This is a genomic window from Actinomadura rifamycini DSM 43936, assembly GCF_000425065.1.
In the GTDB taxonomy this organism is placed as follows: domain Bacteria; phylum Actinomycetota; class Actinomycetes; order Streptosporangiales; family Streptosporangiaceae; genus Spirillospora; species Spirillospora rifamycini.
In genome coordinates, this window is sequence record NZ_AULB01000014.1 from 127,739 (window position 1) to 150,459 (window position 22,721).

General features: G+C 74.5%; 19 protein-coding genes. 11 read left to right on the forward strand and 8 right to left on the reverse strand.

Annotated features, from left to right (window positions below):
- Window positions 1–3: 3 nt before the first annotated feature.
- From pcrA to dhaK, 4 genes are all read right to left on the reverse strand, one after another.
- Window positions 4–2,265 carry a DNA helicase PcrA gene (gene pcrA, locus H505_RS0114790; RefSeq protein WP_199748136.1) on the reverse strand — a complete coding sequence of 754 codons (2,262 nt, stop codon included), beginning with the start codon at window positions 2,263–2,265 and terminating at the stop codon, window positions 4–6.
- A 77-nt stretch (window positions 2,266–2,342) separates the two neighbouring features.
- The gene (gene dhaM, locus H505_RS0114795; protein WP_026402633.1) at window positions 2,343–2,729 is read right to left on the reverse strand and encodes a dihydroxyacetone kinase phosphoryl donor subunit DhaM; all 387 of its coding nucleotides are present in this window, start codon (window positions 2,727–2,729) and stop codon (window positions 2,343–2,345) included.
- Entirely contained in the window at window positions 2,714–3,358 is a 645-nt protein-coding gene (dhaL, locus tag H505_RS0114800; RefSeq protein WP_026402634.1) for a dihydroxyacetone kinase subunit DhaL, read from the reverse strand. The genes dhaM and dhaL overlap by 16 nt, the downstream gene beginning before the upstream one ends.
- Window positions 3,355–4,350, reverse strand: coding sequence for a dihydroxyacetone kinase subunit DhaK (dhaK, locus tag H505_RS0114805; RefSeq protein WP_026402635.1), 996 nt, complete (start codon window positions 4,348–4,350; stop codon window positions 3,355–3,357). The genes dhaL and dhaK overlap by 4 nt, the downstream gene beginning before the upstream one ends.
- 270 nt (window positions 4,351–4,620) lie before the next feature.
- Here dhaK and H505_RS0114810 point away from each other — a divergent pair, with 270 nt between their 5' ends.
- Complete coding sequence (locus H505_RS0114810; protein WP_051300706.1) at window positions 4,621–5,304, forward strand: PIG-L deacetylase family protein; 684 nt, start codon at window positions 4,621–4,623, stop codon at window positions 5,302–5,304.
- A gap of 50 nt (window positions 5,305–5,354) precedes the next feature.
- On the opposite strand, the gene H505_RS0114815 is transcribed toward H505_RS0114810, so the two are convergent.
- Together H505_RS0114815 and H505_RS0114820 are read right to left on the reverse strand one after the other, a co-directional pair.
- The gene (locus tag H505_RS0114815) at window positions 5,355–5,996 is read right to left on the reverse strand and encodes a response regulator (protein WP_026402637.1); all 642 of its coding nucleotides are present in this window, start codon (window positions 5,994–5,996) and stop codon (window positions 5,355–5,357) included.
- On the reverse strand, window positions 5,993–7,177 hold the full coding sequence (locus tag H505_RS0114820) for an ATP-binding protein (protein WP_026402638.1): 1,185 nt from the start codon (window positions 7,175–7,177) through the stop codon (window positions 5,993–5,995). Before H505_RS0114820 ends, H505_RS0114815 begins: the two co-directional genes overlap by 4 nt.
- Window positions 7,178–7,337: 160 nt before the next feature.
- On the opposite strand from H505_RS0114820, the gene H505_RS0114825 reads away from it, so the two are divergent.
- The 4 genes from H505_RS0114825 to H505_RS41880 all read left to right on the forward strand — a co-directional run bounded on the left by H505_RS0114825 (window position 7,338) and on the right by H505_RS41880 (window position 11,215).
- Entirely contained in the window at window positions 7,338–8,621 is a 1,284-nt protein-coding gene (locus H505_RS0114825) for a PspC domain-containing protein (protein ID WP_026402639.1), read from the forward strand.
- On the forward strand, window positions 8,618–8,863 hold the full coding sequence (locus H505_RS0114830; RefSeq protein WP_026402640.1) for a hypothetical protein: 246 nt from the start codon (window positions 8,618–8,620) through the stop codon (window positions 8,861–8,863). Before H505_RS0114825 ends, H505_RS0114830 begins: the two co-directional genes overlap by 4 nt.
- Before the next feature lie 219 nt (window positions 8,864–9,082).
- Window positions 9,083–10,423: a dicarboxylate/amino acid:cation symporter gene (locus H505_RS41875; RefSeq protein ID WP_051300687.1), complete on the forward strand. Its 1,341-nt coding sequence runs from the start codon at window positions 9,083–9,085 to the stop codon at window positions 10,421–10,423.
- Window positions 10,424–10,510: 87 nt separating this feature from the next.
- On the forward strand, window positions 10,511–11,215 hold the full coding sequence (locus tag H505_RS41880; RefSeq protein WP_051300689.1) for a TetR/AcrR family transcriptional regulator: 705 nt from the start codon (window positions 10,511–10,513) through the stop codon (window positions 11,213–11,215).
- An 81-nt stretch (window positions 11,216–11,296) separates the two neighbouring features.
- Here H505_RS41880 and H505_RS0114850 read toward each other — a convergent pair whose 3' ends face one another.
- On the reverse strand, window positions 11,297–11,698 hold the full coding sequence (locus H505_RS0114850) for a cupin domain-containing protein (RefSeq protein ID WP_026402641.1): 402 nt from the start codon (window positions 11,696–11,698) through the stop codon (window positions 11,297–11,299).
- A 367-nt stretch (window positions 11,699–12,065) separates the two neighbouring features.
- Between H505_RS0114850 and H505_RS51035 the strand changes: the two genes are divergently transcribed.
- From H505_RS51035 to H505_RS0114880, 6 genes are all read left to right on the forward strand, one after another.
- Window positions 12,066–13,160, forward strand: a complete 1,095-nt coding sequence (locus H505_RS51035; RefSeq protein ID WP_084550259.1) for a CHAP domain-containing protein — start codon at window positions 12,066–12,068, stop codon at window positions 13,158–13,160.
- Between the two features lie 214 nt (window positions 13,161–13,374).
- Window positions 13,375–13,866, forward strand: coding sequence for a (2Fe-2S)-binding protein (locus H505_RS41890; RefSeq protein WP_034517954.1), 492 nt, complete (start codon window positions 13,375–13,377; stop codon window positions 13,864–13,866).
- Entirely contained in the window at window positions 13,863–16,229 is a 2,367-nt protein-coding gene (locus H505_RS0114865; RefSeq protein WP_026402642.1) for a xanthine dehydrogenase family protein molybdopterin-binding subunit, read from the forward strand. The genes H505_RS41890 and H505_RS0114865 overlap by 4 nt, the downstream gene beginning before the upstream one ends.
- The gene (locus tag H505_RS0114870; protein ID WP_026402643.1) at window positions 16,226–17,083 is read left to right on the forward strand and encodes an FAD binding domain-containing protein; all 858 of its coding nucleotides are present in this window, start codon (window positions 16,226–16,228) and stop codon (window positions 17,081–17,083) included. The genes H505_RS0114865 and H505_RS0114870 overlap by 4 nt, the downstream gene beginning before the upstream one ends.
- A 94-nt stretch (window positions 17,084–17,177) precedes the next feature.
- On the forward strand, window positions 17,178–18,176 hold the full coding sequence (locus H505_RS51635) for an SRPBCC family protein (protein ID WP_051300690.1): 999 nt from the start codon (window positions 17,178–17,180) through the stop codon (window positions 18,174–18,176).
- Window positions 18,177–18,261: 85 nt separating this feature from the next.
- A complete protein-coding gene (locus H505_RS0114880) occupies window positions 18,262–18,963 on the forward strand; it encodes a class I SAM-dependent methyltransferase (RefSeq protein ID WP_026402644.1) in 702 nt (233 codons plus the stop codon).
- A 27-nt stretch (window positions 18,964–18,990) separates the two neighbouring features.
- Here the strand turns inward: H505_RS0114880 and H505_RS0114885 are convergent, their stop codons facing one another.
- Window positions 18,991–22,710: a bifunctional glycosyltransferase/CDP-glycerol:glycerophosphate glycerophosphotransferase gene (locus tag H505_RS0114885; RefSeq protein ID WP_051300691.1), complete on the reverse strand. Its 3,720-nt coding sequence runs from the start codon at window positions 22,708–22,710 to the stop codon at window positions 18,991–18,993.
- Between the last annotated feature and the right edge of the window lie 11 nt (window positions 22,711–22,721).

A 22,721-nucleotide genomic window follows, 5' to 3' on the forward strand; every position in this document is an offset into this window, starting at 1 on the left:
CCGTCAGAGCTTCTCGACCGGCGCGTAGCGCAGGACGAGCCGCTTCACCCCGTAGTCGCCGCCGAAGTCGACGCTCGCCGCGGCCTTGTCGCCCGCGCCGTCCACCGACACGACCGTGCCGAGCCCGAACGAGTCGTGCGTCACCTTGTCGCCCGGCGACAGCGACGGCACCGCGCGCGCCCCCGGCGACCGGACGCCCGGACGCGCCGCCATCCGCGTCGCCGCCGAACCCGACGCCGACGACGCCTCCCGCTCCCACTCGATGAGCGGCGTCGGCACCTCGCCCAGGAACCGCGACGGCGGGTTCACCTGCGGCGCCCCCCACGAGCTGCGCATCGTCGCCCGCGACAGGTACAGGCGCTGCCGGGCGCGGGTGATGCCCACGTAGGCGAGGCGCCGCTCCTCCTCGAGCTCCTTCGGGTTGCTCATGGCGCGCAGGTGCGGGAACACGCCGTCCTCCATGCCGGTGAGGAAGACGACGGGGAACTCCAGCCCCTTCGCGGTGTGCAGGGTCATCAGCGTGACGACGCCCTGGTCGGTCTCGTCCGGCTGCTCCCCCGGCGGGACGGGCGCGCCCTTCGCGCCGCCCGGGATCGAGTCGGCGTCCGCGACCAGCGCGACCTGCTCCAGGAACTCGGGCAGCCGCCCCTCCGGCGACTCCCCGTCGAGCCGCTCCTCGAACTCGCGGGCGACGGCCTCGAGCTCCTGCAGGTTCTCGATGCGCGTCTCGTCCTGCGGGTCCTTCGACGCCTGCAGCTCCGCCAGGTAGCCGCTCCGGTCGAGGACGGCCCCGATCAGCTCCGCGGGCGACACCGACGCGGCCGCCGCGCGCAGCTCGTCCAGCAGGAGGACGAACTCGCGGACCGCGTTGATCGAGCGGGTCGCCATGCCCGGGACGTCCTCGGGGGTGCGCAGCGCCTGCCAGAACGAGATCCGCTCGCGGGACGCGTACGCCTCCACGCACGCCTCCGCCCGGTCGCCGATGCCGCGCTTCGGGACGTTCAGGATGCGGCGCAGCGACACGGTGTCCTCGGGGTTGGCGAGGACGCGCAGGTAGGCGAGCGCGTCGCGGATCTCCTTGCGCTCGTAGAAGCGGACGCCGCCGACGACCTTGTACGGCAGGCCGGTGCGGATGAACACTTCCTCGAACACGCGGGACTGCGCGTTCGTCCGGTAGAACACGGCGACGTCGCCGGGCTTCGCGTCGCCCGCGTCGGTCAGCTTGTCGACCTCGTGCGCGACGAACGCGGCCTCGTCGTGCTCGTTGTCGGCCACGTACCCGGTGATCTTCGCGCCCTCGCCCTGGTCGGACCAGAGCCGCTTCGGCTTGCGGTCGGCGTTGCGCTCGATGACGGCGTTCGCCGCCGACAGGATCGTCTGCGTGGACCGGTAGTTCTGCTCCAGCAGGATCGTCGTGGCGTCCGGGTAGTCGCGCTCGAACTCCAGGATGTTGCGGATCGTCGCCCCGCGGAACGCGTAGATCGACTGGTCGGCGTCGCCCACCACGCACAGCTCCGCCGGGCCCACGCCCTCGACCGGCCGGGTCAGCTCCCGGACGAGCTCGTACTGCGCGTGGTTCGTGTCCTGGTACTCGTCGACCAGCACGTGCCGGAACCGGCGCCGGTAGTGCTCGGCGGCCTCCGGGAAGACCTGCAGCAGGTTGACCGTCATCATGATCAGGTCGTCGAAGTCCATCGCGCCGGCCTGCTGGAGCCGCGCCTGGTACATCTCGTACGCCTCGGCGAGCTTCTGCTCCATGTGGCCGGACGCCCGCGCCTTGCAGGTCTCGTAGTCGATCAGCTCGTTCTTCAGGTTCGACACCTGCGCGCTGAACGACTTCGGCGGGTACCGCTTCGGGTCGAGGTCGAGCTCCCGGCAGACGAGCGCCATGAGGCGCTGCGCGTCCGCCTGGTCGTAGATCGAGAAGCTCGTCGGGAAGCCCAGCCGCTTGGCCTCGCGGCGCAGGATCCGCACGCACGCGGAGTGGAACGTCATCACCCACATGGCGCGCGAGCGCGGGCCGACGAGCGCGTCGACGCGCTCCTTCATCTCGGCCGCGGCCTTGTTGGTGAACGTGATCGCGAGGATCTGGCCGGGGTGGACGTCCCGCTCGCCGAGCAGGTGGGCGATGCGGTGGGTCAGCACGCGCGTCTTCCCCGACCCGGCGCCCGCGACGATCAGGAGGGGTCCGCCGGCGTGGACGACGGCGGCGCGCTGCTGCTCGTTCAGGCCGTCGAGCAAGGGGTGGGCTTCTGTCTTCGACATCATGTGCGAGTCTACGGCGCCCCGGACCCGGGTTCGGCGCGTTCGCCGGGACCCGGGCCGGCGCCCGCCGGGCCGCGTCAGGAGCGTTTGCGGTGGTCCCAGGCGGCTTCGGCGGCGGCGCGGACGGCGGCGAGGTCGGCGCCCGCGGCGGCCGCCGACGCCGCCGCGACCGCGCCCTCGACGAGCGGCGCGTCCGCGAGCAGCACCGTGCCGTCCGGGGCGTCCTCGGCGACCATCCCGGCGGTGAGGACGGAGCTGCCGAGGTCGGCGAGCAGCAGCACCCCGCCGTCGCCGGACGCCGCCTCGACGGCGCGCTCGACGGCGTCGGGGCTCGTGCCGAGGCCGCCGTCGGGGTCGCCGCCGGCGGCCTCCACGACGGCCTCCCCGACGCCCATGGCCCGCGCGACCTCGGCGACGCCCTCGGCGAGCGCCCGGCTGTGCGCGACGATCACGATCCCGACCATCGGCCCTCCAACGTTTCGGCGAGCGCCCGCAGGACGAGCGCGGTGGACGCGGCGCCCGGGTCGAGGTGCCCGACGCTGCGCTCCCCCAGGTAGCTGGCCCGCCCCTTGCGGGCCCGCATCGGGACGGTGGCGTCCGCGCCCGCCGCGGCGGCGTCGGCGGCGGCCCGCGCGCAGCCGGGCGGCGGCGCGCCGTCCGCTAGGGCCGCCTCGTAGGCCGCGACGGCCGGGGCCAGCGCGTCCACCATCGTCTTGTCGCCCTCGGCGGCCTGCCCCAGCTCGCGGACGCCGTCGAGCGCGGCGCGCAGCGCGGCGCCGAGGTCGGCGGCGGGCGGGTCGTCGAGGTCGGCCAGGCGGCGGCCGGCGCGGCGCAGCATCGTCCCGTAGAGCGGCCCGGACGCGCCGCCGGTCTTCGACAGGAGCGCCCGCCCCGCCGCGACCAGCACCTTGCCGGCGGGGGCGTCCGCGGGCAGCGCCGCGACGGCGGCGGCGAACCCGCGGTCGAGGTTGTGGCCGTGGTCGCCGTCGCCGATGGCGGCGTCCAGCCGGGTGAGCCGTTCGGTGTCGGCGGAGACGAGCTCGGCGGCGCGGCGGATCCAGTGCCGCGCGGCGGGCCCGGTCAGCCCGGTCACCGGCCCCACCGCAGCGCGGGCGTCTCGACGGGCGCGTCCCACAGCCGGGTCAGGTCGGGCGTCAGCCGGCACACGCTGACCATGACGCCGGCCATCTCCAGGCTGGTCACGTAGTCGCCGACGAGGCACCGGACGGCCGTCGCGCCGTGCCCCGCGAGCCAGTCGGCGACCGCCCCGTACGCGACGTACTGCTCCAGCAGCGGGGTGCCGCCCATCCCGTTGACCAGGACGAGCAGGTCCTCGCCCGCGAGCGGCGCGTCCGCGTCGATCGCCGACAGGGCCGCGTCCACGATCTCGGCGGCGGTGCCCGCCGCGACTCGCTCCCGCCCGGGTTCGCCGTGGATGCCGATGCCGAGCTCCATCTCGCCGTCCGCCAGCTCGAACGTCGGCTTGCCCGCCGCCGGGACGGTGCACGGCGACAGCGCGACGCCGAACGAGCGGCTGCGCTCGTTCACCTCCCGGGCGACGGCCGCGACGGCCGCGAGGCCGGCGCCCTCCTCGGCGAGCGCCCCGGCGATCTTCTCGACGAACAGGGTGGCGCCGGTGCCGCGCCGTCCCGCCGTGAACGTGCTGTCCTCGACGGCGACGTCGTCGTCCACCACCACCTGGACGACCTCGATGTCCTCGTCCTCGGCGAGCTCGGCGGCCATCCGGAAGTTCATCACGTCGCCGGTGTAGTTCTTCACGATGTGCAGCACCCCGGCGCCGCCGTCGACCGCCATGGTCGCGGCGATGATCTGGTCGGGCACCGGCGAGGTGAAGACCTCCCCCGGCGCCGCGGCGTCGAGCATCCCCGGCCCAACGAACCCGGCGTGCAGCGGCTCGTGCCCCGACCCGCCGCCCGACACCAGGGCGACCTTGCCGGTGCGGGGCGCGTCCGCCCGCACGACCGTCCCGCCCGCCGGGTCGACCCGCAGCGACGGGTGCGCGGCGGCGAGCCCGCGGAGCGCGTCGGACACCACGGCCCCGGGGGCGTTGATGAGTTTGCGCATGCTCACAGCCATACCCGCGTCCGGCGCCCCGTCCCAGACCCAATCGTGATCACCGCGCCGGGTCAGGAGAACGGCGAGCCCGGTGAGGGCCGCGGCGGAGGGGCATGCCGATCCTTCGGTAAGCAAGGGTTTCGCAGCAAGAGCCCGCCGCGCGCCGGTTTGTTCGGGAAATCGCGATCCGGCACCTGCCGGACGCCCGCGTCCCGACCGTAGAGTTGGGGCGTGACGGGCGTACTGGAAGACAGCGGGCTGGAGCGGGTCCTCGCCGTGATGGCGCATCCGGACGACGTCGACTTCGGCGCCGCCGGGTCGGTCGCGGGCTGGACGGACGCGGGCATCGAGGTCGTGTACCTGATGGTGACCGACGGCGACGCGGGCGGGTTCGACGACGGGCTGACGCGGCCGGAGATGGCGGCGCTGCGGCGCGACGAGCAGCGCGCGGCGGCGAAGGTCGTGGGCGTGACGGACGTGCGGTTCCTCGGCTACCCGGACGGGCGCGTCGAGGCGACGCTCGACCTGCGCCGCGACATCGCGCGGGTGATCCGGCAGGTGCGCCCGGACCGGGTGGTCATGCCGAGCCCCGAGCGGAACTACGAGCGGATCTACCCGAGCCACCCCGACCACCGGGCGGTCGGCGCCGCCGCGCTCGACGCCGTCTACCCCGACGCGCGCAACCCCTACGCGTTCCCGGAGCTGCTGACCGAGGGCCTGGAGGCGTGGACGGCGCGGGAGGTGTGGCTGACCGGCGGCCCGACCGCCAACCACTACGTCGACATCACCGACCGGTTCGAGCGGAAGGTCAGCGCGCTGCGCGCCCACGCGAGCCAGACCGCGCACACGCCGGAGGAGGAGCTCCGGTCGATGCTGCACGGCTGGCTGTCCGCCTCGGCGTCCGCCGCCGGCCTCCCCGAAGGCCGCCTCGCCGAACCCTTCCAGGTCGTCAACACCACCTGACCCCGCCCGACGGCGGAGCGAGCTTTGCGAGCGTGGGCCGGCCGGTTCGGTCAGACGAGGCGGCGGGCGGCGGCCCAGCGGGAGAGTTCGTGCCGGTTGGACAGCTGGAGCTTCCGCAGGACGCTGCTGACGTGCGTCTCGACCGTCTTGACCGAGATGTACAGCTCCTTGGCGATCTCCTTGTAGGCGTAGCCGCGGGCGATCAGCCGGAGGACGTCCCGTTCCCGCTGGGTGATCTGGTCGAGTTCGGGGTCGACGGCGGGGGCGTCGGTGGCGGCGAACGCGTCGAGGACGAAGCCGGCGAGCCGGGGGGAGAACACCGCGTCGCCCTCGGCGACCCGGCCGATCGCGTCGGTCAGCTCGGGGCCGGAGATCGTCTTGGTGACGTAGCCGCGGGCGCCGCCGCGCACGACGCCGATGACGTCCTCGGCGGCGTCCGACACCGAGAGGGCGAGGAAGCGGGACGGGACGCGGCCGTGCAGGCGGCGCAGGACCTCGATGCCGCCGCCGCCCGGCAGGTGCACGTCGAGGAGCACCACGTCGGGTGCCGTGTCGCGGATCACCGCGACGGCCTCGTCGACGTCGCCGGCCTCGCCGACGATCTCGACGCCGTCGCCGAGTTCGGCTTTGACGCCGGTCCGGAACATCTGGTGGTCGTCGACCAGCACGACCCTCTTGCGCGGCTCGCTCACTGCTTCTCGATCTCCAAACGCACTTCGGTGCCCTCGCCCGGCGCGGTGCGGACGGTCGCCCGGCCGCCGTTGCGCTCCATACGTCCGATGATGGACCCCCGGACGCCCATCCGGTCGTCCGGGATCGCGTCGAGGTCGAAGCCGCGGCCCCGGTCCCGCACGAAGATCGCGATGGCCTTCCCCTCGACCTCGGCGAACACCGAGATGGAGGGGGCCTCGGCGTACTTCGCGGCGTTCACCATCGCCTCCCGCGCCGCCTGGACGGCCGCGGCGACGCGCTCGTCCAGCGCGGTGTCGCCCACGCAGACGACCTCGATGGGGACGCCGTGCAGGTCCTCGACCTCCCCGGCCGTCTCCTTGATCGCGGCGGCGAAGGTGCGGTCGGGGTCGTCGCGCCGCTCGTACAGCCAGGTCCGCAGGGTGCGCTCCTGCGACCGGGCGAGGCGCTGCACCTCGCGGGGGTCGTGGGCGTTGCGCTGGATGAGGGTGAGGGTGTGCAGGACGGAGTCGTGGACGTGCGCCGCGAGTTCGGCGCGCTCCTGGGAGCGGACGCGCTCCTGCCGTTCGGCGTCGAGGTCCTGCCAGAGCCGGACGAGCCACGGGGTGACGATCAGCGCGAGGCCGGTCAGGATGATCAGCATCGCGACGAGGACCGAGCGGATCTGGTTCGCCTCGACGTTCTGCGCGACGCCGCCGCCGATCCCGCCGACGACGAGCAGGAGGCCGAGCAGGGAGCGCAGCCACCGCTGCCGCAGCGGCAGCACCCAGCGTTCCCGCTGGGCGCGGTCGGCCTGCTGCCACAGCAGCGCGACGCCCGCGCCGCCGATCACGAACGGCCACAGCGCCCACTGGAAGGGGCTCGCGACGCCCCAGGGCATGGCGGCGAGGACGAGCAGGCCGAGCGCGACCGCGCCGTACGCGAGGAGCTGCCCCCAGTCGCGCCGTGTGCGCGCGGGGACGGACACGGACTCCTTCTGCGCGCGCGCCTGCGACTCGGCCCCGGGCACGAGGAGCCAGAAGGCGAAGTAGGCGATGATGCCGGGCGTCAGGATGACGAACGCGATCCGGACGAACAGCACGTCGACGCCGAGGTGGTCGGCGAGCCCCCGCGCCACACCGCCCAGCAGCCGCCCGTCCGCGGCGCGCACCAGCGGCGGCGGATCCGCCGTACGGCCGTCCACCGCGCCCCCGTTCACCGTCTTCCCCGTTCCCGCACGTCGACGATCGTCACACGGACGGACGGTGCCGCGCATCGGGGACGTACCCCGGTCCGGTCTCAGGGTCGGATTCAGGGACGTCCCCGATACCGCGCGGGGAGCGCCGCACGCCACGATGGACGGCATGGTCGACGAAGCGAACGACACCGGCGGCGGGGGCGTCGCCGCCGACGCCGGGGCCACCGCCGCGCGCGGCGACTACCCGCGGCTGGCGCGGGACGGGCGCAGCCGCGTGCTCGCCGGTGTCTGCGGCGGCCTCGGCCGGTACACGGGCATCGACCCGGTGGTGTACCGGGTCGCGTTCGGCCTGTTCGCGTTCGTCCAGGGCCAGGGCATCGTGCTCTACATCGCGGCGGCGCTGGTGATGCCGTCCGTCCCGCACGCGACGGCGCCCGCCGAGCGGGTGCTGCGCCGCTGGTTCGACGCGGCCGGCGTGCTGACGATCCTGGGCGGGCTGCTGGCCCTGTCGGCCCTGCTGGTCGTGACGTCCGGCATCGACATGGACGCGACGACGGCGGTGGTGTTCACGGCGCTCGCGGCGGCGACGGCCCACGCGCGCGGCGTCCGGTACAAGGAGGCGGGGCGGCGGGTGCCGGAGCGGCTCGCCGGGCACCGGGTGCCGCCGGCGGCGCCGGACGGCCCGGCGCCGCTCGCCGAGGACGCGCCGGACGGGTTCGGCGGCCTGCCGCCGGGCGCGATCGACCTCGCCGCGTTCAGCCCGCGCCCGGCGCCGCCCGCCCCGCCCGCGCCGCCGGCGCCGCCCGCGCCGCCCCGCCCGGCCCCGGCCGTCCGGCGGCAGCGGTCGCCGCTCACCCCGGTCACGCTGCTGTGCGCGGCCGCCGCCGGTGCCGCGGCGGTCCCCGCCGCGCGGGGGTACCCGGCGCCGGACTCGTGGATGATCGTGATGGCGACGGCGCTGGGCGTGGTCGGTCTCGGGCTCGTGCTCGGCGGCTGGTTCCGGACGCGCGGGCTCGCGACCGCCGGGACGGTGCTGTCGCTCGCGCTCGTCACGTCGTCCGTCGCGGCGGAGGCCCCGGAGTCGATGAAGTACCGCGAGGTGACGTGGCGGCCGACCGGCGACCCGGGCACCGGGCAGGAGTACCGCGTCACCGTCGGCCAGGGGACGCTCGATCTCACCGCGCTGCCGCTGCGCGCCGGGCGGCGGGTGACGATCGACGCGGAGGTCGTGCTCGGGGGCCTCGCGGTCACCGTGCCGAAGGACGCGCGGGTCGTCCTGGACGCCCGGATCCTGCTCGGCGACCTGCGCATCGACGGGCGGACGACCAGCGGCCCGAACGCCCGCGCCGAGCGGGTCTTCGAGCCCGCGTCCGCCGCCGGGGACCCGCCGACCATCGTGCTGCGGCTGCGCGGGAAGATCGGTGACGTGGACGTGGACGTGGCCCCGTGACCGACCGCCCCGCCGACCGGCCGCCGGCCCGGCGCCGCTTCGATCCGGCCGGGCCGGTCACCGGGCTGTTCTTCCTCGCGCTGGCCGGGCTGTTCCTCGCCGAGGGGGTCACGGCGGAGCGGCTGCTGAACCCGGTCGTGGCCGTCCCGCTCGTGCTGATCGGCCTGGGCCTGGTGGGCGCGGTGCGGATCGCGACGCGGGGGCGCCGCCGCGACCGTGACCGAGACTTGAGGCAAAAGTGAGGTAGATCACACTTTTGCCGGGAAGATCCCTGGACGCACCGGCGTTGATCGGCCCGTGAGGTTCTCCGTGAAGAGCGTTTCGCTCGTGGCCCGGCTGCACGTCGACCTGTGCCGCCTGGCCGCCGTGCTGTGTAGCCGCTGACCCGTCCGCCAGCCCTCTTCCCACCCCCGAACCCCGCCCGGCCGGCGCGTGCCGCCCGGCGTCCAGGAGAACCTCTCGTGACCTTCCGTGTGTGGAAATGGCAGTTCTGGCAGCAGATCGTGCTGTCGCTCGTGCTCGGCGCCGCCGCCGGCGTCCTGATCAACAACTTCGCCGGCGGCGCGGGCACCGCCGAAGACTGGCTCGACCCGTTCGGCGACGTCTACGTCAGCCTGCTGAAGGTCGTCGTCATCCCGCTGGTGTTCGCCGCGATCGTGGTGAGCGTCGGACGGCTGCGCGGCGTCGGCAGCGTCGCCCGGCTGACCGGCAAGACGCTCGGCTGGTTCGTCGTCACGTCCGCGATCGCCACCGCGATCGGCCTCGTCGTCGCGCTGCTGATCAAGCCGGGCGAGGGCCTCGGCGACCTCGCGGGCGAGACCACCGAGACCGAAGCGGTCACGTGGACGCAGATCCTGCAGAACCTGTTCCCGTCCAACATCGTGCAGACGATGGCGGACGGCAACGTGCTGGGCGTCGTGACGTTCGCCGTCCTGTTCGGCGCCGCGCTGGTCGCGATCGGCGAGCGCGGCGAGCGGCTGACGGGCATCATCGACGACCTGTACGCGGTCATGCAGAAGGCCGTGTGGTGGGTGGTGCGGCTGACCCCGATCGGGTCGTTCTTCCTGATCGCCTCGGTCGTCGCGTCCTACGGCCCGTCGTCCCTCGCGCCGCTGGCGAAGTTCACCGGCGCGATCTACCTCGGCCTCGCGCTGATGCTGCTCATCGGGTACCCGGTGCTGCTGCGGGCGTTCGGGCGCGTGAACCCGCTGCGCTTCTACCGCAACTCGTGGCCCGCGATCCAGTTCGGCTTCGTGTCGTCGTCGTCCCTCGCGACGCTGCCGATCGCGCAGCGGGTGTCGATCGAGCGCAACGGCGTCCAGCCCGAGTACGCGAGCTTCGCGCAGCCGCTCGGCGCGACGATCAAGTTCGACGGCTGCGGCGCGATCTACCCGGCGATCGCCGCGGTGTTCGTCGCCCAGTACACCGGCGTGCAGCTCGGCATCGGCGAGTACGCACTGATCGCGCTCGCCGCCGTCATCGGGCAGATCGGCACCGGCGGCACCCCGGGCCCCGCGCTGGTCGCGCTCACCCTGACGCTGACCACCGTGGGCCTGCCGCTGGAGGCCGTCGGCTACCTCATCGCGATCGACAAGGTCATCGACATGGGCCGCACCGCGACGAACGTCACCGGCCAGCTCGCCGTCCCGGTCCTGGTCGCCCGGTCCGAGGGCATCCTCGACGAGGAGGTGTTCAACGGGCACAGCCGTCCGCTGGACGCGCCGCCGTCCGAGGCCGCGGCCGGCGAGGACACCGCCGACGACCCCGAGCGGGACCGCTCGTCGGCGCCCCAGCCCGCCTGATCCCGGTACCGCGTCCCCGGAGCGGCACGAGCCCGCTCCGGGGACGGCGAGTAACCTGACCCCGACGGCAAGTGACCGGAGGGGGCGATGACCGAACCGACCCGCGGACCGGACGCGCTGCCCGGGTCCCGCTCGGCCCTCGACCCGCGCCGCGCGATCAAGCCCGGCCGGCACGGGCTCTCCCCCGAGACCGTCGCGGGCATCCAGCGCGGACGCCTCATCGACGCGCTCGTCGAGGTGGTGTCGGCGCGCGGCTACCCGCAGACGACCATCAGCGGCGTCGCGGGTGCCGCCGGGGTCACGAAGAAGACCTTCTACGAGCACTTCGACGGCCTCGACGCGTGCTTCCTCGCCGCCTACCGGCGCGGCATGGACATCCTGCACCGCCGCATGGCCGACGCCCACGAGGCCGCGCCGTCCTGGCCGGAGGGCGTCCACGCGGCGCTGCGCACGATGCTCGCGCTGCTGGCCCGCGAGCCGCGCTTCGCCCGCGCGGCCCTCATCGAGGCGAACGCCGCGGGCCCGGACGTCCGGCTCGCCCGCATCGACGACCTCGCCCGGTTCCGCGCGTTCTTCGCGGCGCCGGGCCTCCCCCCGGTGCCGGACGCCGTCGCGGACGCGGTCGTCGGCGGCGTCGTCGGGGCCGTCCGGGTCCGGATCGAGACCGGCGACGACGACCTCCGGGCCCTGCTGCCGTCCCTCACCTACTTCGCCGTCCTCCCGGTCCTGGGCCCCGAAGCCGCCACCCCGTACCTCACCCCCGCCCACCCCGGCCCCCCGCACTCCCGGTAGGCCCCGTCCACGGCACCTTGCAGCAGCACGCGAGGATCGTTCCGCGACCGGCGGGCGTTCCAGGGGTCGCCCCCTGGGCGACTACGCGTGGAGGCTCACGGCGTAGGCGGGGCCGGGGTTGGTGAAGGCGCGGGACTCGGCGTGCACGCGGACGCGGTTCGCGCGCAGGGGGCGTTCGGTGACGCCGTCGGGGGCGATCAGCACCTCGGTGAGCTCGCCCGCGATGAGGGTGCTGACGCGGGCGTCGACGGTGGCGCCGTGGCCGGGCGGCCAGGTGGTGAGCCAGACCGGGACGCCGCCGTCGGTGCCGAGCGGGACGCGCACGGGGCCCGCGTCGTCGAAGCCGATCAGCCGCCACCACTCGGCGGGACGGGCGGCGAGCGCGTGCACGCGGGCGGCGAGCAGGCCGACGGTCGGGGGGCGGGCGGTGACGGCGCGGCCGTGCGGGTCGTCCTGGCCGCGCATGGTGAGATCGGGAACCATGTCCGAAACGGGTCCTTCGTGTGATGGGCCGGATCCGGGGCACCCACCCCGGGGATGAACGGAGATCAGCGGCAACACGAAGGACACAGCGCGCTGGCCACGCGGCGGAGCGCCACGGGGCCGTTGAGAGAGATGCGCGCTGGCATACGGCCCAGCGAACACGCAGGGGCCGTCCGCTGTCAAGTCGATCACACCCCGCCGAGCGCGGGGTGTTCCCCCAGGTCAGTACAGACTTCCCGCACGGGTGCAGTCATGTGCTTTCCCGTGAAAACCCTGATGGACGGGGCGAACCCCCGTTACCGTCGGTTGTACGCCGCCCACGCGGCGCGGGGGCCGGACCGCAGGAGCAGCACGCAGCAGGAGGAACATGACCCCCGAGAATGAGAGAACGGACGCCGCCGAGGCGGCGAATATGGACAAGGTCGACGTCCATTGGGGCGTCCACAACCCCACCGAGCCGGACGAGGAACAGGTCCTCGAACGGCTGTACGGCGCGCCGGAGGCCGACGGAATCTTCCGCCTGGCCGCGTCGACCGCGCCGCCGGCCGCCGCCGCGGCGCCGTCGGGCGCGCAGGCGCTGATCGCCGAGGCCCGCAAGTCGCTCGGGATGTCGGGACGGCCGAACACGATCACGCGGGAGTACGCGTCGCGGCACGGGGACGAGTTCCTGCGGGCGCCGTGGTGCGACATGGCGGTGACCTACTGGGCGCGGCACAGCGGGACGGCCGCGGCGGTGCTCCCGGCCGGGGACCGCGCCTACACGCCCTGGCACGCCGCCGACTTCCAGAAGCTCGGCACCTGGCACACCGGGACGACCGCGCGGGTCAACGCCGCGAAACCGGGCGACATCGTGTTCTTCGACTGGGGCGGGACGGACGGGATCGCCGCGATCGACCACGTCGGCGTCGTCGAGAAGGTGCTCGGCGGCGGACGGGTCCAGACGATCGAGGGCAACACCGGCGACGCGTGCAAGCGGCGCGTGCGCGGCTCGGGAGTGATCGCCGGATACGGACGGCCCGCATACAAGGAGGTAGACGACATGCCGGACTACGTGAGCGTCGGGGTGAGCACCCCGCAGGAACTGCCCCCGAACACGTGGGTCACCGTCGAGTGGGGCACGGAGTACGCGGACGCGGAGCACCACCACTGGGACAAGGGCGGCTCCTCGCTGATCATCGGGTCGTGCCGCTACTCGCTGACCGCGAGCGTCCAGATCAAGGGCCTGCCGAAGGGCACCGAGATCCAGGCCCGGACGGTCGAGGTCGAGGAGGCGGGCGACCGCCGGGACGGCGGCCCGATCGCGGAGTACACCGCGAGCGACGGCGACACGTTCCTGCTCTACTCGCTGCCCGCGGACACGGTCGGCGACGGCTTCCGGGTGCGGTTCCAGGTGATCCACTACGGGACGGCGACCGGCCAGATCACCGCGGGCAGCGCGAAGGCGTTCGCCTGGCCGACCTGAGGCGGCCCGCCCGGTCCGGCGCGCCGGACCGGAAGGCCCGTCCGACCATGGCCGGAAATCGGGAAAATCGGGTCTAGTCCAGATTTCAACGTCGGCATACGTTCGTTGGGTCGCCTTCCACGGAGGCCCCGATGGCGTGGTCGACCCGGCAGCGCGCCCCTCCCGGGGACGTCTCGCTCACGAGCCCACCCCCGAGACGTCCCTGGGAGAACGCATGCCACGTATCCGTGTCGAGGTCGATGGGGCGACGTACGAGGACGACGTCGAACCGCGCCTCCTGCTCGTCCACTATCTGCGCGAACGGCTGGGGAAGGTCGGCACCCCGGTCGGCTGCGACACCACCAACTGCGGAGCGTGCACCGTCCTGCTGGACGGGCTGAGCGTGAAGAGCTGCTCCGTGCTCGCCGTCCAGGCGGACGGCCGCGACGTGACGACGATCGAGGGGCTGGGCGCGGGCGGCCCGCACCCGCTGCAGCGCGCGTTCCACGAGGAGCACGGGCTCCAGTGCGGCTACTGCACCCCCGGCATGATCATCGCCGCGCTCGACCTGCTGCGCGACAACCCCGACCCGTCCGACGAGGAGATCCGGGAGGGGCTCGAAGGGAACCTGTGCCGCTGCACCGGCTACCAGAACATCGTGCGCTCGGTGCGGCGCGCGGCCGGCGACATGCGCCGGCCGGCGCGGGAGCAGGAGGTCGCGCCGTGACCGCGACGGACGACCGGCCGGCCGAGATCGGGACGCCGCGCCGCAGGTCGGAGGACGCGCGGCTGGTCACCGGCCGGACGCGCTGGACCGACAACATCGCCCCCGCCGGCACCCTGCACGTGGCGTTCCTGCGCAGCCCGCACGCGCACGCGCGGATCGAGCGGGTGGACGTCGCGGCGGCGCGGCGCGCGCCGAACGTCGTGGCGGCGTTCTCCGGCGCCGACCTCGCGGACGAGCAGGGCTCGCTGCCGTGCGCGTGGGTCGTCACCGAGGACATGCGGCACCCCGAGCATCCGCCGATGGCCGTCCGGGAGGTCCGGTACGCCGGCGAGCCGGTGGCGTGCGTGGTGGCGCGCGACCGGGCCGCGGCCGCGGACGCCCTGGAGGAGATCGACGTCGACTACGCGCCGCTGCCCGCCGTCGTCGACATGGAGGCGGCCGTCGCGGACGGCGCCGACCTCGTGCACGACGCCCTCGGGACGAACGAGTCGTACACGTGGGTGTTCGAGAACGGCGACCTGGACGCGGCGATGCGGGACGCGCCGGTCGTCCTGGAACGCCGGTACGTGCAGCAGCGGCTGATCCCGACGGCGATGGAGCCCCGGTCGGTGGTGTGCGTCCCGGAGGGCGACGAGTTCACCGTCTACTCGGCGACGCAGATCCCGCACATCCTGCGGCTGATGCTCGCGACCGTCACCGGGATCCCCGAGCACCGCCTGCGGGTGGTGGCGCCGGACGTCGGCGGCGGGTTCGGCTCGAAGCTGCAGGTGTACGGCGAGGAGGTGCTCGCGCTGCTGCTGGCGCGGCGGCTCGGCCGCCCGGTGAAGTGGACGGAGTCGCGCAGCGAGGGCAACATGACCGTCCACCACGGCCGCGACCAGATCCAGCGGCTCACCCTCGCCGCCGACGGGGACGGCCGGATCCGCGGCCTCAAGGTGGACCTGCTGGCCGACATGGGCGCCTACCTGATGCTGGTGACGCCCGGCATCCCGCTGCTCGGCGCGTTCATGTTCAACGGCATCTACAAGATGGACGCGTACTCGTTCACCTGCACGGGCGTGTTCACCACCAAGACGCCGACGGACGCCTACCGGGGCGCGGGACGCCCCGAGGCGACGTACGCGATCGAGCGGCTGATGGACGAGCTCGCCGCCGAACTCGGCCTCGACCCGATCGAGGTGCGGCGCCGCAACTGGATCGGGCACGGCGAGTTCCCGTACGACACGATCGCGGGCCTCACCTACGACAGCGGGAACTACGAGGCCGCGACCGAGCAGGCGCTGCGGCTCCTGGAGTACGACAAGCTTCGCGCCGAGCAGGCCGACCGCCGCGACCGCCGCGACCCCGTGCAGCTCGGCATCGGCGTGTCGACGTTCACCGAGATGTGCGGGCTCGCGCCGTCCCGCGTCCTCGGGTCCCTGTCGTACGGCGCGGGCGGCTGGGAGCACGCGGCGGTGCGGGTGCTGCCGTCCGGGAAGGTCGAGGTCGTCACCGGGTCGTCCGCGCACGGGCAGGGGCACGAGACGGCGTGGGCGCAGATCGCCGCGGACCGGCTCGGCGTCCCCTTCGAGGACGTGCGGGTCCTGCACGGCGACACGGCCGTGTCGCCGAAGGGCATGGACACCTACGGCTCGCGGTCGCTCGCCGTCGGCGGGATCGCGCTGTACTCGGCGTGCGACAAGGTCGTCGAGAAGGCGCGGAAGGTCGCGGCGCACCTGCTGGAGGCCGCGGAGGACGACCTGGAGTTCACCGCCGGACGGTTCGGCGTGCGCGGCGTCCCCGGCGCCGGGGCCACGATCCAGGAGGTCGCGACGGCCGCGTTCGCCGCGCACGACCTGCCGGACGGCGTCGAGCCGTCCCTCGACTCCGACGCGACGTTCGACCCGGACAACTTCTCGTTCCCGCACGGCACGCACCTGTGCGCCGCCGAGGTCGACACCGAGACCGGGATGGTGCGGATCCGCAAGTACGTGGCGGTGGACGACGTCGGGAAGGTCGTGAACCCGCTGATCGTCGAGGGGCAGGTGCACGGCGGGCTCGCGCAGGGCATCGCGCAGGCCCTCTACGAGGAGGCCGTGTACGACGCCGACGGCAACCTCACCACCACCACGATGGCCGACTACCTGATCCCCTCGGCCGCCGACCTGCCCGAGTTCGTCACCGACCGCACCGAGACGCCCGCGACGTCCAACCCGCTCGGGGTGAAGGGCGTCGGCGAGGCGGGCACGATCGCGTCCACCCCGGCGGTCGTCAACGCGATCGTGGACGCGCTGCGCCCGTTCGGCGTGTCGGACGTCCCGATGCCGTGCACGCCCGAACGGGTCTGGCGGGCGCTGCGCGCGACCGAGGGAGGCGCCCGATGATCCCCGCGAGCTTCGGCTACACCCGTCCGGCCACGGTCGGCGACGCCGTCGCGGCGCTCGCCGACGCGGGCGAGGACGCGAAGGTGCTGGCCGGCGGGCAGAGCCTCATGCCGCTGCTGCGGATGCGGCTCGCGTTCCCCGAGACGCTGATCGACCTCGACCGCGTCGACGGCCTGCGGGAGATCCGCGACGACGGGAACGCCCTGGTCATCGGCGCGATGGCCACCCACCACCAGGTGATCCGCGACCCGCTCGTCCGCGCGCACGCGCCGCTGCTCGTCCGCGCCACCGAGACCGTCGCGGACCCGGCCGTGCGCCACCGCGGCACGTTCGGCGGCGCGCTCGCGCACGCCGACCCGGCCGGGGACCTGCCCGCCGTCGCGCTCGCGCTCGACGCGGTGCTGCTCGCCCGGTCGTCCCGCGGCGAGCGCGAGATCCCCGCGGCCGAGTTCTTCGTCGACTGGATGACGTCCGCGCTGGAGCCCGACGAACTACTCACGGGCGTCCGGGTGCCCAAGCTCGGCGACGGCTGGGGCGTCCACTACGAGAAGTTCCACCGGACGGCCCAGGCGTGGGCGATCGTCGGCGTGGCGTGCGCGGTCCGGCGCGCGAACGGCACCGTCGAGGAGGCGCGCGTCGCGCTCACCAACGTGGGCCCGGCGCCCGTCCGGGCGTCCGCCGTCGAGCGCGCCGCCGCGGGCCGTCCCGCCGCGGCGGACGCGCTCCGCGCGGCGGCCGAACCGGCCGCCGACGGCATCGACCCGCCCGGCGACCTGCACGGCTCGGCGGAGTACCGGGCGCACCTGGCGCGGGTCCTGACCGCCCGCGCGCTCGCGGCGGCCGCCGCCGTGTGACCCCCGGCCGCGCCCCGGCCGCCCCGACTGGCGGGCGGCCGGGGCGCGGCCGTAAGGTCACCGGTACATCTCCGGACGATAAGGACGATTATCTATGGAGCTCGACCACGAGTTCAGCGTGCCGGTACCGGTGGACCAAGCCTGGTCGGTCCTGCTCGACGTGGAGCGCATCGCCCCGTGCATGCCGGGCGCCACCCTCGACGCGGTCGACGGCGACGAGTACCGCGGCCGGATGAAGGTGCGCGTCGGCGCGATGACCATCACCTACCGCGGCACGGTGAAGATCGTCGCGGCGGACGAGGCGTCCCGCGAGGTCGCGCTGGAGGCGTCCGCGAAGGAGGCGCGCGGCTCCGGGACGGCCGCCGCCACCGTGCGCGCGACCCTGCGGGAGTCCGACGGCACGACCCACGTCGCCGTCCGCACCGAACTCAACGTGACGGGCCGCCCCGCCCAGTTCGGCCGCAACATCCTCGCCGAGGTCGGCACCAAGATCATCAACCGGTTCGCCAAGAACCTCGCCACCGAGATCGAGTCCCCCACCGCCCCCGCCGAGCCGGACGCGCCCGCGGACCTCCAAGCGGCCGCGAACGCCAAGGCCGACGCCGACGCCAAGGCCACGGCCGACACCGACACGACGACCGAGGCGAGCACCGACACCGAGGCACCCGCAGACCTTCAGGCCGCCGCGAATGCCAAGGCCGACGCCGACACCGGGACGACGTCCGAGGCAGGCGCCGACACCGGCGCCGGGACGGCGACCGAGGCGGGCGCCGACACCGAAGCGCCCGCAGACCTCCAGACCGCCGCCAACGCCAAGGCCGAGGCCGCCGCCAACGCCAAGGCCGACGCCGATGCCGAGGCTCCGGCCGTGGCCGGGGCGGAGGTCGCGCGGCCGGTGACGGGCGTGCCGGCCGGGGCGGACGACGCGGCGCGGCGGCCCGTGCCGCCGGCGCCGAACCGGTTCGACGACGACGCCATCGACCTGCTGGAGGTCGCCGGGCCGTCGCTGGCCAAGCGGGCCGTCCCGGCGGTGGGCGCGCTCGTCGCGGTGCTGCTGCTCCTCCGGTTCCTCACGCGGCGCCGCCGGGGCTGAGCGCGGGTCAAGAGCGCGCCAACGATCCGTACGGGAACGGCGGCGCGGGTGGATCGCGGGCGGCGGGATGCCGTCGGGTGGTCCCGTGGACACGATCGGGCTTCAGCGGGTCCCGGACCTCGCGGACGGCAACTGGTGGCATCGGGAGCGGCGCACGGTCCTGACCGGTGAGCTGCTGCGGTTCAGCGCGCCCGGCGCGGCGGTGGACGTCGGCGCCGGGACGGGCGCGGCGGCGCGGCTGCTCGCCGAGCACGGCTGGTACGCGACGGCGGTCGACCTGAGCCCGGACGCCGTCGCGGCGGCGCGCGCGCAGGGCGTCGAGGCGTACGTGGGGGACGCGCGTTACCTGCAACTTCCCGGGGGCGGGTTCGACCTCGCGCTGGTCCTGGACGTCCTGGAGTTCATCGAGGACGACGCGCGGGCGGCGGCCGAGGTCGCGCGCGTCCTGCGGCCGGGCGGGACGGCGCTGGTGTCGGCGGCGGCGGACATGGCGCTCTGGTCGGCGCGGGACGTCGCGGACGGGCGGGTCCGGCGGTACGGGCGGCGCGCGCTGGTGGAGCTGCTGGAGGGCGCCGGGCTGGTGGTGGAGCGGGTGTGGAGCCGGGGCGTGCTGGTGCGGCCGGTGCCGCGGCTGCTGCGGCACCGGATGTCGCGCCGGGACGACCTGGCGCCGCTGCCTCCGGCGCTCAACGGGGCGCTGCGGCTGTCGGCGGCGGTGGAGCGGCGGCTGCCGGTGCGGTCGTGGCCGGGGACGTGGCTGTTCGCGCGGGCCCGCCGCCCCGGCTGACCCGCCGGGGCGGTGCGGCCCGCGGGGTCAGCTCCGCAGGCCGGTGAAGACGCGGTCGAGGACGCGGCCGGTGGCGCCGCCGTCGTCGTGCGGGCAGTAGGTGACGAAGAACCGGTCGTAGGCGTCGGCGTGGTCGGGTTCGCTGTCGCGGGCCGCGCGGACGGCCTCGGCGACGTCGACCGTCCGGGCGACGACGGGGCCCGGCGCCTCCGCTTCCAGGTCGAAGTAGAAGCCGCGCACGTGGTCGCGGTACCGCTCCAGGTCGTGGGCGTAGAAGACCATGGGTCGGCCGAGGACGGCGAAGTCGAACGCGGCGGACGAGTAGTCGGTGACGAGGACGTCGGCGGCCATGTAGAGGTCGGTGATGTCGGGGTAGCCGGAGACGTCCATGACGAAGTCGTCGGACGGGGGCAGGTGCCGGTCGGTCACGAGGTGGTGCGTGCGCACCAGGAGGACGTGGTCGTCGCCGAGGACCTTGCGCATGGTCTCGACGTCGAGTTCCATGCGGAAGCCGCGGCGGCCGCGCGTGTAGGTCTGGTCGTCCCGCCACGTGGGGGCGTAAAGGACGACCTTCTTGCCCTCGGGGATGCCCAGTTCTTTGCGGACGTGCGTGCCGAGCGCGTCGGTGTCCGGTGAGCTGAGGATGTCGTTGCGCGGGAACCCGGTCTCGAGGATCTCGCCGCCGTACCGGAACGCCCGCCGCATGATCTGCGTGGCGTAGGGGCTGGGCGACAGGAGGAAGTCCCAGTGCGGGACCTCGTGCTCCATCCAGTCGTGCTTCTCCGCGCGCTGGTACGGCATCTCCGTCAGGTCGTACCCGAGGCGCTTGAACGGGGTGCCGTGCCACGTCTGCAGGTACGTCTGACCTGGACGCTTCGTGAACCAGCGGGGCACGCCGTAGTTCGTGACGATGTACCGTGCGCGCGCGAGGAGCCGGTAATGCTCGCGGCTGCCGTACTGGACGATCCGGGCCTCGCCGTCGACGGTGAACTGGCCGTCGCGCGACACCCACACGCATTCCGTCTCCGGCCGACGCCGCGTCAGCTCCTCGAAGATCGCCCGCGGGTTGCAGCTGTACGACGAGCCCGCGTAGCCGTCGAACACGGCGACGTCCGCGAGCGGGCTGCGCAGGTAGACCGGGTAGTCGCGGGACCGCAGCACGCGCTGCGCGTAACCGCCGCGCTCGTCGTCGGCGAGGGCGGGCCGGGTGCGGAGCCGCAGCGCGTCCGTCTGCTCCACGCCGAGCTCGTACTCCCGCCCGCCGACGGCGTGCCGGCCGGGCAGGGACGGGACGGCGGAGCGTTCGGCGACGACGGCGACGTCCCCGGCGCGGGTCGGCGCGAGCACCTCCCACGTCCCGGCGGCCAGCGGGACGTCGCGGCCGAACGCGGCGGTCTCGGCGGGCGAGAACGTCGCGACGAACCGGCTCCCGTCCCAGGTCACCGGGATCCGGTGGGTCTCCCCGGTCTCCGGGCGGCGGACGAGGAAGTGCGCGGGCGGGTCCTGCGGGTCGGCGAACTCGCCGGCGAGCGCCAGGTGCCCGGACCCGTCCCAGCGGGCCGCCGTGACGACCGGGCGCGGGGTCCGCTCGATGCCCCGCAGGTTCCCGAACGACGTCCGGGTGAGGACGTACTCGCGTTCCCGCCACAGGAACCTGGCCTCGGTGAGGGCGGGCGCGACGGTGAGGCGCAGCGGGCCGCCCTCCCCCGTCAGCCGGACGTCCCAGTCGAGGACGTCGCGCAGGTGCGCCCGGTACGGTCGGGCGGGCGCGTCGGCGGGCATCAGGTCGGCGAGCGGCAGCGTCGCGGTGAACCCGAAGCCGGTGCCCTCGACCGTCTGCAGGACGGCCGCCGGGCGCAGCGTCACCTCGCCGCGGACCTCCGCGCCGCCGTGCCGGCGGAACGCGACGACGGACGCGTTCGTCCCGAGCGCCCGCTTCGTCCAGCCGGTGAGCAGCAGCGTGTCCCCGGACCGCCGGTACTCGGTCACGACCGCCTTGGACCGCTTCACGTGCACGACGAACCCGCCGTCGTCCCCCGCGGGCTGCACCGCGACCAGCTCGTCGACCTGCCGCGCCGCCGTCCACCGCACCGCCGGCTCCACCGCGTCGAGGCGCTGCACCGCGCGGCGTCCCGCGGTCGCGACCTCCGCGAACAGCTCCCAGGTGCCCGAGCGCCACTCGTCCCCGTCCAGCAGGTACTCGGGCTCGATCCGCACCGCGAACCCCGCCCAGTCGACGCACACCCGCGACTGCCCGGACCGCGCGGTCGCCTCCGGGCGCCGCACCCGCTCGACGGGGAGCCCCACCTCCCGTCCGGTCTTCACGTTGCGCATCCACACCCGGATGCGGGAGTCGCGGACGTCCGACACCTCCAGCCGGTCGAAGTGCGCCCAGCCCCCGACGATCAGTGTGTCGCCGTCCCACGCGACCCGGTCGACGTCCGCGCGCAGCTCGACCTCGTCGGTGACGTCGTACACCTCGTCGGGGATCGCGCGGTCCGGGTCGCCGAAGAACGGGTACCGCGCGTACCAGCGGGGCCGGAACCGGCCGCGCGCCTCCACCGGGACGTCCGCGAGGCCGCCCTCCTGGAACGCGAGCACCTCCAGCAGCTCCCGCGGCATCCGCTCGCGCAGCAGGTGCAGTTCGAGGCGGCGGATCGCCGCCAGGCCCTCGACGGCCGCCGGGCCGGCCTCCGCCACGAGCCGCGCGCCCAGGTCGACGAGCCGCTCCCGCTCCTGGGGCGGCGCGGCGGGCAGGGCCCGGACGAACGCGTGCATGTCGACGTCGAGGATCTGCGCGTGGAACGCGGGCAGCAGGCCGGGCGCGTGCTCGGCGAACAGCCGCTGCACGATGTCGAGGGACGCGTGCCGGTCGTTGAGCAGCGCCGGGTCGGCGGCGCGGTCGGTGAGCGAGCCGGGGCGGCGCCGCCAGAAGTACACGGTCGCGTCGAGGACGTCCACCGCGGACGCCAGCGCCTGCGTCGCCATCGCGACCGGCAGGTCCTCGAACAGGCCCGGCGGGAACCGGAACCGGTTCGCGTCCCAGAACGACCGCCGGAACACCTTGTTGCCGATCGTCCGGTCCCGCAGCAGCTCGGGCCGCCGCGACACGTGCGTCGCCCGGACCGCCTCCGCGTACACGTCCGCGTGCGGGCGGGACGGCTCGACGCGCTCGCCGTCGAGCCGCTGCAGGTTCCCGCCCGCGATGTCCGAACCCGTCGACTCCAGCGACCCGACCAGCAGCTCGTACGCGTACGGCGGGACCGCGTCGTCCCCGTCGACGAACGCGAGGTACCGTCCGGTCGCGTGCTCCGCGCCGAGGTTGCGCGCGGGCCCCGGGCCCTCGCCCTCACCCCGCACGAGGACGAACCGGTCGTCGCGGGCGGCGAAGTCCGCGGCGGTGTCGGCGCCGCCGTCCGCCGACCCGTCGTCGACCATGACGACCTCCAGGTCGCGGAGCGTCTGCCCGGCGATCGACTCCAGGCACTCGGCGAGGTACCCGCCGACGTCCTTGAACGGCACGACGACACTCAGCACGACGTCCTTCGCGGCGCCCTGCGCGGCGGTCTTCCCGGCGGTCTTCGCAACGTCCTTCGCGACGTCCTTCGCGACGTCCTTCGCGACGTCCTTCGCGGCGTCCTGCGCGACGTCCTTCGCGGCGTCGTTCGCGGCGTCGTTCGCGGCGTCCTGCGGGGCGGCCGCGGCGTCGGTGCTCGGGCCGGCTGCGGGGTTGGTCTCAGGGGACACGGATCGCTCCC